This window comes from Mesorhizobium sp. WSM2240 (assembly GCF_040438645.1).
Classification (GTDB): Bacteria; Pseudomonadota; Alphaproteobacteria; order Rhizobiales; family Rhizobiaceae; genus Allomesorhizobium.
On the sequence record NZ_CP159253.1, the window covers coordinates 4,139,798 to 4,155,566 of the forward strand.

The 15,769-nt window shown below is 65.1% G+C and carries 18 protein-coding genes; all 18 read left to right on the top strand.

The window, feature by feature from the left end:
• The first annotated feature begins 5 nt into the window (after positions 1 to 5).
• The 18 genes from fliI (at position 6) to ABVK50_RS20540 (ending at position 15,551) form a co-directional block, all read left to right on the top strand.
• On the top strand, positions 6 to 1,409 hold the full coding sequence (fliI, locus tag ABVK50_RS20455; protein ID WP_353644844.1) for a flagellar protein export ATPase FliI: 1,404 nt from the start codon (positions 6 to 8) through the stop codon (positions 1,407 to 1,409).
• Positions 1,390 to 2,028, top strand: a complete 639-nt coding sequence (locus ABVK50_RS20460) for a hypothetical protein (RefSeq protein WP_353644843.1) — start codon at positions 1,390 to 1,392, stop codon at positions 2,026 to 2,028. Before fliI ends, ABVK50_RS20460 begins: the two co-directional genes overlap by 20 nt.
• Before the next feature lie 67 nt (positions 2,029 to 2,095).
• Positions 2,096 to 2,476, top strand: a complete 381-nt coding sequence (flgB, locus tag ABVK50_RS20465) for a flagellar basal body rod protein FlgB (protein ID WP_353644842.1) — start codon at positions 2,096 to 2,098, stop codon at positions 2,474 to 2,476.
• A gap of 2 nt (positions 2,477 to 2,478) precedes the next feature.
• Positions 2,479 to 2,895, top strand: a complete 417-nt coding sequence (gene flgC / locus ABVK50_RS20470) for a flagellar basal body rod protein FlgC (RefSeq protein ID WP_353644841.1) — start codon at positions 2,479 to 2,481, stop codon at positions 2,893 to 2,895.
• The gene (locus tag ABVK50_RS20475) at positions 2,895 to 3,218 is read left to right on the top strand and encodes a flagellar hook-basal body complex protein FliE (RefSeq protein WP_353644840.1); all 324 of its coding nucleotides are present in this window, start codon (positions 2,895 to 2,897) and stop codon (positions 3,216 to 3,218) included. Before flgC ends, ABVK50_RS20475 begins: the two co-directional genes overlap by 1 nt.
• Before the next feature lie 13 nt (positions 3,219 to 3,231).
• Positions 3,232 to 4,020 (top strand): flagellar basal-body rod protein FlgG, encoded by a 789-nt coding sequence (gene flgG / locus ABVK50_RS20480; protein ID WP_353644839.1) that lies wholly within the window; start codon positions 3,232 to 3,234, stop codon positions 4,018 to 4,020.
• A gap of 4 nt (positions 4,021 to 4,024) precedes the next feature.
• Positions 4,025 to 4,495, top strand: coding sequence for a flagellar basal body P-ring formation chaperone FlgA (gene flgA, locus ABVK50_RS20485; protein WP_353644838.1), 471 nt, complete (start codon positions 4,025 to 4,027; stop codon positions 4,493 to 4,495).
• Entirely contained in the window at positions 4,492 to 5,685 is a 1,194-nt protein-coding gene (locus ABVK50_RS20490; RefSeq protein ID WP_353644837.1) for a flagellar basal body P-ring protein FlgI, read from the top strand. The genes flgA and ABVK50_RS20490 overlap by 4 nt, the downstream gene beginning before the upstream one ends.
• Before the next feature lie 8 nt (positions 5,686 to 5,693).
• Positions 5,694 to 6,233 (top strand): MotE family protein, encoded by a 540-nt coding sequence (locus ABVK50_RS20495; protein ID WP_353644836.1) that lies wholly within the window; start codon positions 5,694 to 5,696, stop codon positions 6,231 to 6,233.
• A complete protein-coding gene (gene flgH, locus ABVK50_RS20500; RefSeq protein ID WP_353644835.1) occupies positions 6,230 to 6,934 on the top strand; it encodes a flagellar basal body L-ring protein FlgH in 705 nt (234 codons plus the stop codon). The genes ABVK50_RS20495 and flgH overlap by 4 nt, the downstream gene beginning before the upstream one ends.
• A 58-nt stretch (positions 6,935 to 6,992) precedes the next feature.
• Entirely contained in the window at positions 6,993 to 7,445 is a 453-nt protein-coding gene (locus ABVK50_RS20505) for a flagellar basal body-associated FliL family protein (RefSeq protein WP_353644834.1), read from the top strand.
• Positions 7,442 to 8,173, top strand: a complete 732-nt coding sequence (gene fliP / locus ABVK50_RS20510; protein WP_353644833.1) for a flagellar type III secretion system pore protein FliP — start codon at positions 7,442 to 7,444, stop codon at positions 8,171 to 8,173. Before ABVK50_RS20505 ends, fliP begins: the two co-directional genes overlap by 4 nt.
• 177 nt (positions 8,174 to 8,350) lie before the next feature.
• On the top strand, positions 8,351 to 9,340 hold the full coding sequence (locus tag ABVK50_RS20515) for a flagellin (protein ID WP_353644832.1): 990 nt from the start codon (positions 8,351 to 8,353) through the stop codon (positions 9,338 to 9,340).
• A 270-nt stretch (positions 9,341 to 9,610) separates the two neighbouring features.
• Positions 9,611 to 10,609: a flagellin gene (locus tag ABVK50_RS20520; protein WP_353644831.1), complete on the top strand. Its 999-nt coding sequence runs from the start codon at positions 9,611 to 9,613 to the stop codon at positions 10,607 to 10,609.
• Positions 10,610 to 10,733: 124 nt separating this feature from the next.
• A complete protein-coding gene (gene fliF / locus ABVK50_RS20525; protein ID WP_353644830.1) occupies positions 10,734 to 12,380 on the top strand; it encodes a flagellar basal-body MS-ring/collar protein FliF in 1,647 nt (548 codons plus the stop codon).
• Positions 12,380 to 13,021: a hypothetical protein gene (locus tag ABVK50_RS20530; RefSeq protein ID WP_353644829.1), complete on the top strand. Its 642-nt coding sequence runs from the start codon at positions 12,380 to 12,382 to the stop codon at positions 13,019 to 13,021. Before fliF ends, ABVK50_RS20530 begins: the two co-directional genes overlap by 1 nt.
• Positions 13,018 to 14,259, top strand: a complete 1,242-nt coding sequence (locus ABVK50_RS20535) for a MotB family protein (RefSeq protein ID WP_353644828.1) — start codon at positions 13,018 to 13,020, stop codon at positions 14,257 to 14,259. Before ABVK50_RS20530 ends, ABVK50_RS20535 begins: the two co-directional genes overlap by 4 nt.
• Positions 14,256 to 15,551, top strand: a complete 1,296-nt coding sequence (locus ABVK50_RS20540; protein ID WP_353644827.1) for a chemotaxis protein MotC — start codon at positions 14,256 to 14,258, stop codon at positions 15,549 to 15,551. The genes ABVK50_RS20535 and ABVK50_RS20540 overlap by 4 nt, the downstream gene beginning before the upstream one ends.
• The last annotated feature ends 218 nt before the right edge of the window (positions 15,552 to 15,769 follow it).

Genomic DNA, 15,769 nt, shown 5'->3' on the forward strand with positions numbered 1-15,769 from the left:
ACCGGATGACTGCGCACCCGCCCGCCACGATAGACCGGCCCGTCGCTGCCCACGACACTGCGCTTGCCGCGCTGGAGCGGACATGGCGACGCTTTGCCGACGACCGCACGTTCATCCGGCGCGGCGGGCGCATTACCGAGGTTTCGCAGACGCAGTACCGCGTGCGCGGAATTTCGGATGCTGCACGCCTGGGCGACATCGTCGAGCATCGCGGTAAAACAGGCGCGCGGCGCGGAGAGATCGTCCAGATCGGGCCGGAGGAAGTGCTGGTCGCGCCTTTCGAGCGATCGGCCGATGCGGGCGTCGGCGACGCCGTGTTCAGCCGTGGGCCTTTCACCGTGACGCCGCACGCCTCGTGGCGCGGCCGCGCCATAGATTCGCTCGGCAGGGCGATAGACGGCGGCGCAGCCCTCGCGACCGGCGAAATGCCCGATGCCACCGAAGCCATACCGCCCTCGGCGCTCGCCCGCCAACGTGTCGGCACCTCCTTCCTCACCGGTGTCCGCGTCGTCGACATCTTCACCCCGATCTGCTTCGGGCAGCGGCTGGGCATCTTCGCGGGGTCCGGCGTCGGCAAGTCGACGCTGCTTGCAATGCTCGCGGGAGCCGACGCTTTCGATACGGTCGTGGTGGCGCTGGTCGGCGAACGCGGCCGCGAGGTGCGTGAATTCCTCGAAGACACGGTCGGCGAAAAGAGCATGGCCAAGACGATCGCCGTGGTCGCCACCAGCGACGAGAGCGCGATGATGCGCAAGCGCGCGCCCGATACCGCGATGCGCGTCGCCGAGCATTTCCGCGATCGCGGCGACCGCGTGCTGCTGGTGCTCGATTCCATCACCCGCTTCGCCCATGCGCTGCGCGAAGTGGCGATCGGAGCGGGCGAGCCGCCGATCGCGCGCGGCTATCCGGCGTCGGTATTCACCGACCTGCCGAAGCTGCTCGAACGCGCCGGGCCAGGCCTCGACGGCTCCGGATCGATCACCGCCATCATCTCGGTGCTGGTCGACGGCGACGACCACAATGATCCGGTCGCGGATTCGGTGCGCGGCATTCTCGACGGTCATGTCGTGCTCGACCGCTCGATCGCCGAGCAGGGCCGCTATCCTCCCGTCAATCCGCTGTCGTCGATCTCGCGGCTGGCTTCCAAGGCGTGGAGCAACGAACAGCGCGCGCTGGTGACGCGGCTGAAGTCGATGATTTCGCGCTTCGAAGGCACACGCGACATCCGGCTGCTCGGCGCCTATCAGCCCGGAGCCGACGCCGAACTCGATATGGCCGTGCGCCAGGTTCCGCTGATCTACGAGGCGCTGACGCAATCGCCGGCCGACCGCCCCTCGCCCGATCCGTTCGCCGATCTCGCCCGCCATTTGAGAGCCAAGGACAAGCCCAATGCAGCTCAAGGAGATTGACAACGCCCTTCGCGGCAAGCTGCAGGCACAGGCGGCCGCCGAAAAGCCGGCGCGGCCTTCGCTCATATCGCGTGTCTTCCGCCGGCGCGCGGTCGTCGCGCCCGGACTGACGCCGCAGTCGAGGGATCGTCGCGGCGACCTCATCATCGCAGGCCTCGGGCTCGCGCTCGGCCTCGGTTGCGCGCTCTTTCCCTGGTACATCTTCTTCAACCAGGAGAAATTCGGCATTCGCGCCCTGAAATTCGAAGGCCAAGGCGAGCGCGAAGTGGGGCCGATCTTTCTCGGCTCGCAGCCCGACCGCGTCGGGGCGCCGATGACTGTCGAAGACATCCCGCCGATGAAGCTTGACCTGTTCGCAACAGGAACCCTGCCCGAAAACAATGGTGAGGGTGAAGGCGTGCCGGGCCTGAGTGAACAGCCCTTCCCGCCCGATATCGCCGCCTTCCGCCTGGTTCACGTCGCCAATGGCCGCGCCATGATCGAGGACGACACCGGCCTCTGGGTGGTGCAGCGCGGCTCGCGGCTGCCCGACAATAGCCGCGTCGCCGGCATCGAGCAGCGCGACGGCAAATGGGTTCTCGTCACCAGCGCCGACAAGGTGATCGAGCTGTCGAAATAGCCGCCCGCTGCGCAAGGCCCGCGCAAGACTGGCTGCCTATCGTGTGGAAATCTGCCCGGAGATTTCTATGCAGCCCGTCAACCTCTTCGATCTAGCCTCGCAGCAGTCGCAATGGCTGGCCGTGCGCCAAGCCGCGATCGCCGGCAACGTCGCCAATGTGAACACGCCCGGCTACAGCGCGTTCGATGTCGAGCCCTTCGAAAAGGTGCTCGACAACACCCGTGTGGCGCTGAGAGCAACCCATGAAGGACATCTCGGCGGCGGTGCCACCGATGCCGGCTATGCCGTGCGGCAGAACGAGCAACCCTTCTCGGCCATGCCGTCCGGCAACTCGGTGGTACTCGAAAACGAACTGATGAAGGCCGGCGAAGTCAGCCGCTCCTTCGAGCTCAACACGGCGATCGTCAAGGCGTTTCACCGCATGATGATGACGAGCGTGAGGAGCTGATTGTGGACCCGCTTTCGACAGCCCTGAAGGTTGCGGCTTCCGGCCTCGGCGCGCAGTCGGAGCGGCTGCGCGTCGTTTCTGAAAACCTCGCCAACGCCCAGTCGACCGGCGACACGCCGGGTGCCGAACCCTACCGCCGCAAGACCATCACCTTCGCCGCCGAACTCGACCGCGCCAGCGGCGGCTCGCTGGTCGATGTGACCGCGATCAACCGCGATCCGTCCGCCTTTCCGGTCGAATATGCGCCGGGCCACGAGGCCGCCGACGAGAACGGCTACGTCATGATGCCGAACGTCAATGTGCTGATCGAAATGGCCGACATGACCGAGGCGAACCGCTCTTATGAAGCGAACCTGCAGGTCATCAAGCAGGCGCGCTCGCTGATCTCGATGACCATCGACCTGATGAGGAGCCAGTAATGATAAGCGGCCTCAGTGCGGTCCTCCCGCAACTCCGGATCGGCGATACGGACGGAGATGGCGGCCTGTTCTCCAGCAGCGCAGCGCCGGCGGCGGCCGACGCCGGCTCGTCCTTCGCCGCAATGCTGACGCGGGCGGCCGGCGACGCGATCGGCACCCTCCAGCAGGCCGAACAGGTCTCCGTCCAGGCGCTGCAGGGCGAGGCCGACATACGCCAGGTGGTCGATGCGGTGATGAGCGCCGAGCAGTCGCTGCAGGCGGCGGTGGCGATCCGCGACAAAATCGTGACCGCTTATCTCGAAGTCAGCCGCATGGCGATCTGAGGAGAATGACACCATGAAGGCACTTGCAATCGCCGCGACGGGCATGAACGCCCAGCAGACCAATCTGGAAGTGATCGCCAACAACATCGCCAACATTAACACCACCGGCTTCAAGCGCGCGCGGGCCGAATTTTCCGACCTGCTCTACCAGGTCGACCGGCTGCAGGGCGTGCCCAACCGCGCCAATTCCAGCCTCGTGCCGGAAGGCGTGAGCATCGGGCTGGGCGTCAAGACCAGCGCTGTGCGCAACGTCCATGTCCAGGGCGGGCTGACCAGCACCGGCAACAAATTCGACCTCGCGCTGACCGGCAATGGCTGGTTCCAGATCGAAGGCGCGGACGGCGGGACGCTCTACACGCGCGCCGGCTCGTTCAACACGAACGCCACCGGGCAGTTGGTGACGGTCGACGGCTTTCCGGTCCAGCCGGCCATCAACGTTCCGCCCGACGCGGTCGAGGTCATCGTCAACAAAACCGGCCAGGTTTTCGCCCGCCTGGAGGGCCAGGTCGAGCTTCAGGACCTCGGCCAGCTGACGCTGGCGAGCTTCGCCAACGAGGCGGGGTTGGCTCCGCTGGGTGACAACCTTTTCCAGGAAACGCCGGCCTCCGGAGCGGCCAATATCGGCGTACCCGGCGATCTCGGCTACGCCACTATCCAGCAGGGCTACCTCGAAAACTCCAATGTCGATCCGGTCAAGGAAATCACCGAACTGATCTCGGCGCAGCGCGCCTACGAGATGAACTCCAAGGTCATCCAGGCCGCCGACGAGATGGCGGCCGTCGTCTCCAAGAACATAAGGTAGGCAGATGTCGGCTCGGTCGATGCGCGCTCTGGTTCACGCCGCGGCTGCCGGCCTCGCGCTGTGCTGCGCGCTGCCTGCGCTGGCGCAGGAGACCGTGCTCATCCCCAACCGGGTCATCTATCCCGGCGAGACGGTTTCGGCCGACGCGCTGAAGGAAGTCACGCTGAAGCCCGGCAAGCAGGCGCCGGAAGCAGTCGCAGTTACGCTCGCCGAGCTCGACGGCAAAGTCGCCAGGCGCACCCTGCTGACCGGCCGCTACATTCCATTGAGCTCGCTGCGCGAGGCGTACCTGGTCGAACGAGGCGCGGCCGTCGAGGTGGTCTTCGTCTCCGGCGCGCTGACGATCTCGGCGAGCGCCGTCACCCTCGAGCCCGGCTCGGCCGGCGATCTGGTCAAGGTCCGCAACATCGACAGCGGCAAGATCCTGTCCGGCACGGTCATGGCCGACGGCTCGATCCGGGTCGGAGCGACATGATCTGCCGCCTGCTCATTCTAGCCGTCGCTGCCATTTTCGGCGCTCAGGCTGCGCTTGCCGACGGCCTGATCCGCAAGGACGGCGGCGGCGGCGCCGGAGGCGACGGCAGCTACGAGCAGCGCGACCTCTACCCCGGCCAGAACCTCGTTCCGTCGCGCATCAAGGACATCGCCCAGCTCCAGAGCGCGCGCGACAACCAGCTCGTCGGCTACGGCCTCGTTATCGGCCTGCAAGGCTCCGGCGACAGCCTGCGCAATTCGCCTTTCACCGAACAGTCTATCCGTGCCATGCTGGAAAACCTCGGCATCGCCAGCGAAGGCGGCCGGGCGCGTGCGAAGAACGTCGCAGCGGTGATCGTCACTGCCAACCTGCCGCCCTTCGTCCAGTCCGGCGCGCGTATCGACGTCAGCGTCTCGTCGCTGGGCGACGCGGTATCGCTCGCCGGCGGCGTCCTGGTGATGACGCCGCTGAAGGCTGCCGACGGCGATATCTATGCGGTCGCGCAGGGGCCGGTATTCATCTCCGGGTTCAACGCCCAGGGCGACGCCGAAAAAGTCACGCAAGGCGTGCCAACCTCCGGCCGCGTCCCCAACGGCGCAATCATCGAGCGCCAGGTCGAGGCCGAATTCGGCGATGCCGGCACGCTGACGCTGCAGCTCCGCAACGCCGATTTCTCGACCGCCGTTAGGATCACCGACGTTATCAACGATTACGCGCTGGAGCGCTTCGGCAAGCGCGTGGCGCGCGAGCAGGATTCGCGCACCGTCCTCATCCAGAAGCCGCAGAAAATATCGGCCGCCCGCTTCTACGCCGAGCTGGAAAACCTCGTGGTCGAATCCGATATGCCGGCGCGGGTCGTGGTCGACGAGCGCACCGGCACCATCGTCATCGGCAACGAGGTCAGGATATCGCGCGTCGCCATCAGCCACGGCACGCTGACGGTACGCATCACCGAAATGCCGAGGATCGTCCAGCCTGAACCGTTCTCCAAAGGTCGGACCGCGGTGGAGCCGTTCACCGCCATCGAGGCGGATCAGCCGGACGGCCGCGTCGCCATACTCGACGGTCCTAATCTCGAAACGCTGGTTTCCGGACTGAACCGGCTCGGCGTCAAGCCCGACGGCATCATCGCCATCCTCCAGGGCATCAAATCCGCCGGCGCCCTGCAGGCCGAACTCGTACTTCAATAGGTGACGCGATGCCGGCCAAATTTCATCTCCTGACCCCGCCAAGACGCATCGTCCGCAAGACGCTTGCCGCCGCGACGCTTGCTGCGCTGCTGGCTGCCGGCGGTCCCGCCGCGACTGAATCCATCCCGGCCGCCGTGCCCGCGGCCGAGACTGAGAGCGAGATCCAGCGCTTCTGCTCGAGCATTGCCGATGCGGCTCGCGACCGCCGTTACGCCCTGCAAAAGATGGAACTGGAGACGCTGCAGAAGGAAGTCGACAAGCGTATCGCGCTGCTCGAGGAGAAGCGCGCCGAATATGAGAGCTGGATGAAGCGGCGCGAGGATTTTCTCGCTCAGGCCGAAGGCAACGTTGTCGACATATACGCCACGATGAAGCCGGACGCCGCAGCCGAGCGGCTTGCCATGCTCAATGTAGAGCTTGCCGCCGGCATATTGATGAAGCTCGATTCGCGCCGCGCCGGCGTCATCCTCAATGAAATGGAGAGCAAGGCTGCCGCCGCGCTCACCGGCATCATGGCGAGCGCCGCGCGCAGGGAAGACCCGACATGATCCGCAAGCTTTTGCTGGCCATCGCCGCGGCAGCACTCGCTGGCTGCGGCTCCAATCTGAAAGAGATCGGCCAGCCGCCGGCCCTGTCGGCCGTCGGCTCCGGCGTCGCCGCGGGCACGCAATCGGTCTATCAGTATCCCGAAACGCCGGCCCAGCCGGTCAAGCGCTTTTCGCTGTGGAACGACCGTCAGAGTCGGCTCTTCACCGACCCGCGCGCGCTGTCGCCCGGCGACATCCTGACGGTCGAGATCGAGATCAACGACCGGGCGAAATTCAAGAACGAATCCGACCGCAGCCGCACGTCGACCAAATCCCTCGGCGGCGCGCTGGAGTATGAATGGGACGGGATCGGCTCCGGCGGCACTGCCGACGCCAATATCGGCTCGAGGTCCGCGTCGGCCGGCGCCGGCGAAACCACCCGCTCGGAGACGATCCAACTTTCCGTCGCCGCCATCGTCACCGATGTCATGCCGAACGGCAATCTGGTGATCAACGGCTCGCAGGAAGTACGGGTCAATGCCGAACTCCGGATCCTGACTATTGCGGGCATTGTGCGTCCGGTCGATATCGGGCCGAACAACACGATCTCCTACAAGCGCATCGCCGAGGCCCGTATTTCCTATGGCGGCCGAGGACGTCTGACCGAGGTGCAGCAGCCGCCTTACGGGCAGCAGTTCCTCGACCAGGTTCTTCCCTTCTAGGCCGGGGCAAGCGATGGCGATCACCGAACAAGCCCCCTCCCCGAAAGGACCATCCCTGATGGTCCAAATGGCAGTGTTGCTCGTCATGACTGGCGCTGCGATCGGCCTCGGCTGGGTTTCGGGCGTCTACCTGAACGATCGCAGCAAGCCGGCCGAGCCGGCGGCGCATGCGTCGGACAGCCACGGCGGCGGAGCCGCCAGCGGCCACGGAGAAGAACCCGCGCAAGCAAGAACCGTAATCCCGCTCGCGGCCATCACCACCAACCTGGCCGCGCCCGAGCAGGTGTGGGTCCGTCTCGAAGCGTCAGTCGTGCTGGACAAACCGCAATCGCTTGACCTGATAGAGACTATTCACCAGGACCTGCTCGCCTATCTCCGCACGGTGAAGCTGCACCAGATCGAGGGGGCGAGCGGCTTCCAGCATCTGAAGGCCGATCTTGAGGAGCGCGCAAAAATCCGCAGCGGCGGCCACGTCAAACAGTTCCTGATCAGGACGCTGCTGTTCGAATGAGAAAACTTTTCGCTACCCTCGCCTGGCTAGCAGCGTCGGCTTCGCTGGCCGATGCGCAACAGCTCGACCTCGGCGCCATAGGCCAGGCCGACGGCACGACCGTCGGCTACATAATCCAGATGTTCGGCCTTCTGACGGTCCTTTCCGTCGCACCCGGTCTGCTCATCATGGTCACGAGCTTCACGCGTTTCGTCATCGCCTTCTCGATCCTGAGGGCTGGCATCGGGCTGCAGACGACGCCGGCCAATCTGATCCTGATCAGCCTTTCGCTGTTCATGACCTTCTACGTCATGGCGCCGACTTTCGACCAGGCATGGAACAACGGCGTCCGGCCGCTGATGGACAATGAGATCACCCAGGCCGAGGCGCTGGAGCGGATTTCCGATCCGTTCCGGACCTTCATGGTCGCCCATGTCCGCGACAAGGATTTTGACCTTTTCGCTGATCTCGCGCGCGAGCGCGGCCAGACGGTGGCCGAGGAAGCAGTGGATTTGCGCATCCTTGTCCCGGCCTTCATGATCTCCGAGATCAGGCGCGGCTTCGAGATCGGCTTCCTCATCGTGCTGCCCTTCCTCGTCATCGACCTGATTGTGGCGACCATCACCATGGCCATGGGCATGATGATGCTGCCGCCAACTGTGGTTTCGCTGCCCTTCAAGCTCCTGTTCTTCGTCCTGATCGACGGCTGGAACCTGCTCGTCGGCTCGCTGGTGCGCTCCTTCACGTAATCGCGCACAATTACCCTTCATTAACCATAACGCTTATCCCTTTTGAAGGGAGTGGCGGTTCATGGTGCCGGGCATGGCGGGTGGTCCTGTCTCAGGCGACCATTGGCATGATGCCGCACCGTCATACCGGCCGATCCGGTATGTCAAAAAGTTTCCGTGTAAAAGGTACGAGTACCCATGGCCAGCATCATGACCAACGCTTCGGCGTTGACCGCTCTTCAGAGCCTGAACGCCACCAACAAATCCCTCGAAACCACCCAGTCGCGCATCTCGACCGGCTATCGCGTCGCCGACGCTTCGGACAACGCCGCCTACTGGTCGATTGCCACGACGATGCGGTCCGACAACGCAGCGCTCTCGACCGTGCAGGATTCGCTCGGCCTCGGCGCGTCGAAGGTCGACACCGCCTACACCGGCATGAACAAGGCGATCGACACCGTCAACCAGATCAAGACCAAGCTGGTCGCGGCCAGCGGCTCGACGGATGCCGACAAAGCCAAGTACCAGATCGAGATCAAGGCCCTGCAGGATCAGCTGAAGGCCTATGCGGACGCAGCGACCTTCTCCGGCACCAATATGCTGTCGGTCACCACCGATGCCGCTGCCACCACGGCCAGCGACGTCAAGGTCGTTTCCGCCTTCAACCGGACCGCTGCCGGCGCGGCTTCGATCTCGACCATCGACATCAAGGTCGAGGACATCAAGCTTTACGAAGCCGGCACCAACGCCGGCGTTAACAAGGGCATCCTCGACTCCAACCGCACATCCGCGGGAGCAGAAGTTGGAACAGCCGCTCCGCCGACCCTGGGTGCTGCTGCTGTAGCTGGCGACACCTATACGGTTTCGACGATGCAGCTGACCAACGGCACTCTTTTTGCTAGCGACACCCAGATCGGCGCTATGCTCGGCGTTGTCGAAAGCGCGCTTAAGGACATGACCACGGCCGCCACCAATCTCGGCGCCGCCAAGAGCCGCATCGACCTGCAGAAGACGTTCACGTCCAGCCTGATGGACTCGATCGACCGTGGCGTCGGCCAGCTCGTCGATGCCGACATGAACAAGGAATCGACCCGCCTCCAGGCCCTGCAGGTTCAGCAGCAGCTTGGCATCCAGGCGCTGTCGATCGCCAACGGCAACTCGCAGTCGATCCTGTCGCTCTTCCGTTAATCTTCCTTCCCGGGTTACCGGGAACCGGAACCACTGACGACAATCGGGCCGCGCTTCTTCGGGATCGCGGCCCGATCCGTTTCGGACGTTTGCTCCAACCTTGATTAACCCCTCACCGATTGGCTTAACACAGCGTTAACCATAGCTCTGTATCTATCGTTAACCATACGCTATGGCGGAGGACCGTTTCGGTCTCAGGCATGACGCCGATCCGCCGGGCCGGTCAGATCGGGCATGTGCAAGCGTGCCAATTCAAAGGGGATGAGTTTCGTGGCAAGCATAATGACCAACGCCTCGGCACTGACGGCATTGCAGAGCCTGAGCGCCACCAACCGCGCGCTAGAAACCACGCAGGCGCGCATCTCGACCGGCTACCGCGTCGCCGAGGCGAGCGACAACGCCGCCTACTGGTCGATCGCGACCACGATGCGCTCCGACAATGCGGCTCTCTCGACCGTGCAGGACGCTCTCGGTCTCGGGGCCTCGAAGGTCGACACCGCCTACACCGCAATGAGCAAGGCGGTAGCAACCGTCGACCAGCTCAAGGTTAAGGTCGTTGCCGCTTATGGCGCCAGCCCGGCCGACAAGGAAAAGATCCAGACGGAAATCGCGGCGCTACAGATCCAGCTCAAGAGCTACGCCGATTCGGCCACGTTCAGCGGCGCGAACTGGATGTCGGTCAATGCGACCGTCGCCGGCGGGCATTCCGCAGCCGGCGTGCACAATTCCGCGAAGATAGTATCATCGTTCAACCGCGATGCCTCCGGCACGGTGACGCTCGGCACGATCGACATCGACGTCCAGTCAATCAAACTCTACGACGCCGGGGCCACGACAAACGTGACCAAGGGCATTCTCGAAGGTATCCGCCTGGGTACCACCGGCGTTCGCGACAATACCGCCACCACGCCGGCCGCCGGCGCCGCGATCGCGGCAACAGACGGCTATGCGATCTCGACGCTGTCCGTGAAGGGCTACAGCGACGACCAGATCACCCAGATGCTGAAGGTCGTCGATATCGCCCTGGCTGAACTGACCACGGCTGCGACCAATCTAGGCTCTGCCAAGAAGCAGGTCGACCTGCAGAAGCAGTTCACCACCAGCCTGATGGACTCGATCGATCGCGGTGTCGGCCAGCTCGTCGATGCCGACATGAACAAGGAATCAACCCGCCTCCAGGCGCTGCAGGTGCAACAGCAGCTCGGCATTCAATCGCTTTCGATTGCCAACAGCAATTCGCAAAGCATCCTGGCGCTGTTCAAGGGCTGACGCCGGCCACGAGTTTTCCGTTTCAACCGGGCCGCGCTCCATAGGGAACGCGGCCCGGTTTCATTTTCGCACAAGCTTCGGCGTCTAGGGTTCCTGCGGACCATCATGCGGGAGCGCTCGATCCGTGCCGGAGCAGATCCAGAACATCATTTCCAACCTGCAGGACTTCGGGCCGCGCCGGCTGTCGATCATGGCCGGCGTCGCGGCGCTCGTCCTTGCCATCATCGGCGTCGCCTCCGTCTATTTGAACCGCCCCGCCTATGAGACTCTCTATGTCGGGCTGGAACGCTCCGACGTGAACCAGATCGGCCTGGTGCTCGGCGAGGCGGGCATTGGCTTCGACGTCGCCGCCGACGGCACGACTGTGCTGGTGCCGGCCGGAAACACCGCCGCGGCGCGTATGCTGCTCGCCGAAAAGGGCCTGCCGACCAGCGCCAACGCCGGCTACGAGCTGTTCGATAATGTCGGCTCGCTCGGCCTCACCTCCTTCATGCAGCAGGTGACCCGCGTGCGCGCGCTCGAAGGCGAGATCGCCCGCACCATCCAGTCGATCAACGGCATCAAGGCGGCGCGCGTCCATCTGGTCATGTCTGAGCGCGCCAATTTCCGCCGCGACGAGCAGCAGCCTTCCGCCTCGGTGATTATTCGCGCTTCGGGCGTCGACGCTGTGAAGAGCGCCATGTCGATCCGCTATCTGGTGGCGGCCGCCGTTCCCGGATTGGATGTCGGCAAGGTCACGGTGCTCGATTCCTCCGGCACGCTCCTTGCCGCCGGCGACGACCCCGCCAACACCAGCGCCAGCCGCTCCTTCGGCGTGGAACGCACTGTCGAGACCGAGATCGAGGAAAACATCCGCCGGGCGCTGACGCCCTATCTCGGCCCGGAGAATTTCCGCGCCAGCGTCAGGGCCGAGGTCAACACCGACACCAGGCAGACCGAAGAGACGATCTTCGACCCGGAATCGCGGGTCGAGCGCTCGGTCCAGATCGTGCGCGCCAATGAGAACGCCAATCGCCAATCCGCCGCGGCTCCGGCGACCGTCGAGCAGAACCTGCCCGAGGCCGCGGACGCGCCGGCCGAGGGTGGCCCGCAATCTTCCCAGCAGAGCGAGCGCAAGGAGGAAACCACCAACTACGAAATGAACTCCAAGCGCATCGCCACCGTCAGCAACGGTTATACGCTGACCAAAATGTCCATCGCCGTCGTCGTCAACCAGCAGCGACTCGCAGCCATCCTCGGCGAAGGCGCGACGCCCGAGCAGATGACCGCGCGCATCGAGGAGATCCGGAAGGTGGTCGCCTCCGCGACCGGGCTCAACGAGACGCGCGGCGACGTGATCAATGTGTCGGCGGTGGAGTTCATCGACGGCCTCGACGGGGTCGAGGTCGCCATGCCCGGCCTGCTCGACAAAGCCGGCCAGCATGTCGGCACCATGATCAACGCCAGCGCCTTCGTGATCGTCGTCTTCCTCGTAATCTTCTTCGGATTGCGTCCGCTCGCCGCCTCGCTCGGCCAGCCCGCCCAGGCGGCGATCGCCGGGCCGAGCTTCGAGGAGGTGCAGCGTTCGCTGCCGGTGCCGGAGGGTGAGCAGACGGCCCAGGCGGCGCCGGTGAGCGCCCTGCCCGGCGGTCGTGGGCAAAACCCGCTCGACGATCTTCGCCAGAAGATCCGTCCTGCGCCGCAGGAGCGGCTTGCTCGCATGGTCGACCTGAATGAGGAGCGCACCGCCCAGATACTGCGGAAGTGGGCGCATCAGGAAGCGGTAGGCTGATGGCAGCGTTGGCCCTCTTCGACGTTCTCACCGATTTCGGCAAGCGCCCGCAGCGGACGGGCGCGCCGCAGCCCGCCAGTGCCGAACCAGGTGCCTCGCAAGCGCCGTTCTCGGCTCCTGCCGCACCGCCGCCCGATCTTTCCGAGATCATCGCCACCGAAGTCGCCCGCGCCGAACTCGCCCTCGAACAGCGGCTTTCGCTGGCGCATGAGGCCGCGCTTGAAGCAGAGCGCCAGGCGCATGCCGCCGAGATCGAAACGCTGATGCGCCGCTTCGGCGAGGAGGCAGGCCAGGCCATCACGACAAAGATCGCCGAGATGGAAGGCCGCCTCGGCGATCTGGCGACATCGGCCACCGCGCGCATGCTCGGCGGGTTCCTCAGCGAGGAACTCGCCAGGCGCTCGCTGGACGCGCTTGCCCGCGCGGTCCGCGCCGCGATCGGCGACGCCGAGGCGGTGCGCATCCAGGTGCGCGGCCCGCAATCGCTGTTCGAGACGCTGCAGGCGGCGCTCGGCGACCGCGCCGCCTGCTTCGATTACATCGAAGCCCCTGGCCTCGACTTGACCGTCTCGATCGACGGCAACCTCTTCGAGACGCGGCTTTCCGAATGGTCCGGCGCGATGCAGGAGATATTGTCTTGAGTTCGGTGGAAATCGGCGACGTCAAGCACGAGATCGTCATCGTCAGGCGCATGCACAGCGACGACGAGGACGCGCATCACGGCGGCGTCTGGAAGATCGCCTTCGCCGATTTCATGACCGCAATGATGTGCTTCTTCCTGGTCATGTGGCTGATCAACGCCTCCAACGAGCAGATCAGAGCCTCCGTCGCCAGCTATTTCAATCCCGTGAAGCTGATCGACCGCAATTCCAGCCGCAAAGGGCTGGAGGATATCGGCGACGGACCGCATTTTTCCGGCAACGCGCCGGAGACTCCGGAAGTCTCCGCCGAAAAGGCCGGCAATGGCGGCCAGGCGACGGCCGGGCAGAACGACAAGCTCCACTCCGCCAAGGAACAGGAAGAGACTGCGGCCCATTCCGACCAGAATCTCTTCGCCGATCCATACGCCGTGCTGGCCGAGATCGCGACCAACACCGATGCCAGGCAGAACATCAGCAACAAGGGCAACGGCGGCGCGGAGCAAGCCGGGCCGGCGACCGGCGCCTCGGGCGGCGAATCCTACCGCGATCCGTTCGCGCCTGATTTCTGGTCGCAGCAGATGGCGACGCCCACCCCCGCCGAAGCCAGCGCCGAGCGCGCGAAGGCGAAAGGCGAGGGCGAGACATCCGATCCTGCCGCCGAGTTGACTGCGCCGAGCGTCAACGCGCCGCTGGCGCCCGATGCTGGTGAGAATGCGGCGGCAGCGCTTCAGGAGAAAGCCGAGCCGGAACCCGCGCCCGCCCTGCCGAGCGAAGCCGCCGAGAAGGCGGCCGACGCGATCAGGCAGGAGCTTGCGGCAGCCTTCGAACCCGGCGATCCCTTGCTGGAAGGCATTTCGGTCACCGCGACCGACGAGGGCATCGTGATCTCGGTCACCGACCAGCTCGAATTCGGTATGTTCGAGATCGGCTCGGCCGTGCCCCGGCGCGAACTGGTGCTGGCCATGGAAAAGATCAGCAAAGCTATCAGCGCCCAGAAGGGTTCGCTTGTCATCAGCGGCCATACCGACGGCAGGCCCTTCAAGAGCGAAACCTACGACAATTGGCGACTTTCGACGGCTCGCGCCCACTCCGCCTATTACATGCTGGTCCGCGGCGGGCTGGACGAGCGCCGGGTGACGGAAGTCGCCGGCTATGCCGACCGCAAGCTGAAAGAGCCCGCCGAGCCGCTGGCGGCCGCCAACCGGCGCATCGAGATCCTGCTGAAAGGCGGCGAATGAGACTGACTGCCGCAGTCGGCGTTGTCGGGCTGGCGCTCGTTGCGGGCTTGCCGCCTGCGATTTCGCATGGTGCCGGCGGCAGCGGTTTGCAACCGTTCCAGATGGTGCGCTCGCTTCAACTCGTCCAGGACCGCATCGCCAGTGGCGACCACGCCGCTCTTCCCATGCAGCGCAAACTGCTCGAGATGATCGACGCCAAGCTGCGCGAGGGCGATAGCAAAGAACTCGGCGAGCCGCGAAACTACCGGGCCATGCTGGTCTACGCTATGAGCGGCGGCAACCCGACGACGATCGAGGCCGCTATGGCGCGCCTCGATATCGACGCGAAAAACAGAGGCATCGGCGCCGGCATACTGAACTATCTGACCGGCCGGCCGAAGGAGGCGCAGACCGCGCTTGCAACCGTCGACCCGATGCTGGCCCCGCCGGAGCTGGGCGCGTTCCTGGCCCTTGTCAAAGGCTCGCTGGTGGCGCTCGAATCTCCGAAATCGGCGCTGACTTTGTTCGACCAGGCCCGGCTGCTCGGCCCCGGCACGCTGGTCGAGGAGGCGGCTCTGCGCCGCATCGTCGGCATCTGCGGCACGACCGGCGACGCCGAGCGTTTCGTGGCCGCCTCGTCGCAATATGTCAGGAACTATCTCCGCTCGCCCTATGCCAGCCAGTTCGCCGATTCCTTCGTATCCGGCATCGTCGCGCTCAATGCCTCGCTCGGGCTGGACCGGATCGAGAAGATCGTGGACATGATGCACGCCGAGCAGCAGCAGGTGATCTACCTGCGTGTCGCGCGCCGCGCGGCAATTGACGGGTTGAAGGAGCTTTCGGCCTTTGCTTCCGAAAAGGCGGAGCGCAAGGCGCCTGGCCCCAGGCAGGAGGAAGATCCGCGCGCCCTGCTCTATTCCAGCCTGGCGTCTGTAACCTCGGGTTCGATCGAGGAGGTGCAAGCCAAGATCGGGAGGATCGACCGCTCCAGACTGTCGGAAAGTGACCGCAGGCTGCTCGACGCAGTACGCGCGGTCGCGGCCGAAGTCACCGCCGAGCCGCCCGTGCCTAATATCAAGGCCGTTGCGCTGCCGGTGGACGGACCCGCCAGGCCGGCAATTGCGCCTGTCGCGGGAGCCGATCCCGCCCGCGCTGGCGGAGTGTTGGTCGCGGCGCCGCGTGAGAGCCCGGCCATCGAAACCGCCAAGGCCGACGAAACGACCGCACCGCCCGATCCCGCCACGGCCCTCGCCGCGGAAACGCGCAAGAAACTCGAAGCGATCGATAAACTTCTCGGAGAAGCCGCCAAATGACCACCAGCGTCAAGCAAGCTTGGGCGGCGCTGTTGCCGGACCGGGCGAAAGCCGACGCGCCGCGCCAGAACGGCAAAGGCGACGACACCGCATTTTCCGAAGCGGTCAAGTTCGGCGCGCCCGGCAAACAGTCGCGCTCCTCCACTGCGGACGCGGCCGGCGAGCTTCGTCGGCCCGGCTGGAATGTCGAGCTCAACCTCCCGGACCGGAACGTCGGC

Excerpts from the sequence above, each read along its gene's own strand:
- ABVK50_RS20505 (WP_353644834.1), top strand. The coding sequence starts at position 6,993 with ATGGTCCAAATGGCAGTGTTGCTCGTCATGACTGGCGCTGCGATCGGC.
- fliI (WP_353644844.1), top strand. The coding sequence starts at position 6 with ATGACTGCGCACCCGCCCGCCACGATAGACCGGCCCGTCGCTGCCCAC.
- ABVK50_RS20475 (WP_353644840.1), top strand. The coding sequence starts at position 2,895 with ATGATAAGCGGCCTCAGTGCGGTCCTCCCGCAACTCCGGATCGGCGAT.
- flgB (WP_353644842.1), top strand. The coding sequence starts at position 2,096 with ATGCAGCCCGTCAACCTCTTCGATCTAGCCTCGCAGCAGTCGCAATGG.
- ABVK50_RS20530 (WP_353644829.1), top strand. The coding sequence starts at position 12,380 with ATGGCAGCGTTGGCCCTCTTCGACGTTCTCACCGATTTCGGCAAGCGC.
- flgG (WP_353644839.1), top strand. The coding sequence starts at position 3,232 with ATGAAGGCACTTGCAATCGCCGCGACGGGCATGAACGCCCAGCAGACC.
- ABVK50_RS20515 (WP_353644832.1), top strand. The coding sequence starts at position 8,351 with ATGGCCAGCATCATGACCAACGCTTCGGCGTTGACCGCTCTTCAGAGC.
- ABVK50_RS20495 (WP_353644836.1), top strand. The coding sequence starts at position 5,694 with ATGCCGGCCAAATTTCATCTCCTGACCCCGCCAAGACGCATCGTCCGC.
- ABVK50_RS20540 (WP_353644827.1), top strand. The coding sequence starts at position 14,256 with ATGAGACTGACTGCCGCAGTCGGCGTTGTCGGGCTGGCGCTCGTTGCG.
- ABVK50_RS20490 (WP_353644837.1), top strand. The coding sequence starts at position 4,492 with ATGATCTGCCGCCTGCTCATTCTAGCCGTCGCTGCCATTTTCGGCGCT.
- flgH (WP_353644835.1), top strand. The coding sequence starts at position 6,230 with ATGATCCGCAAGCTTTTGCTGGCCATCGCCGCGGCAGCACTCGCTGGC.
- fliP (WP_353644833.1), top strand. The coding sequence starts at position 7,442 with ATGAGAAAACTTTTCGCTACCCTCGCCTGGCTAGCAGCGTCGGCTTCG.
- flgA (WP_353644838.1), top strand. The coding sequence starts at position 4,025 with ATGTCGGCTCGGTCGATGCGCGCTCTGGTTCACGCCGCGGCTGCCGGC.
- ABVK50_RS20460 (WP_353644843.1), top strand. The coding sequence starts at position 1,390 with ATGCAGCTCAAGGAGATTGACAACGCCCTTCGCGGCAAGCTGCAGGCA.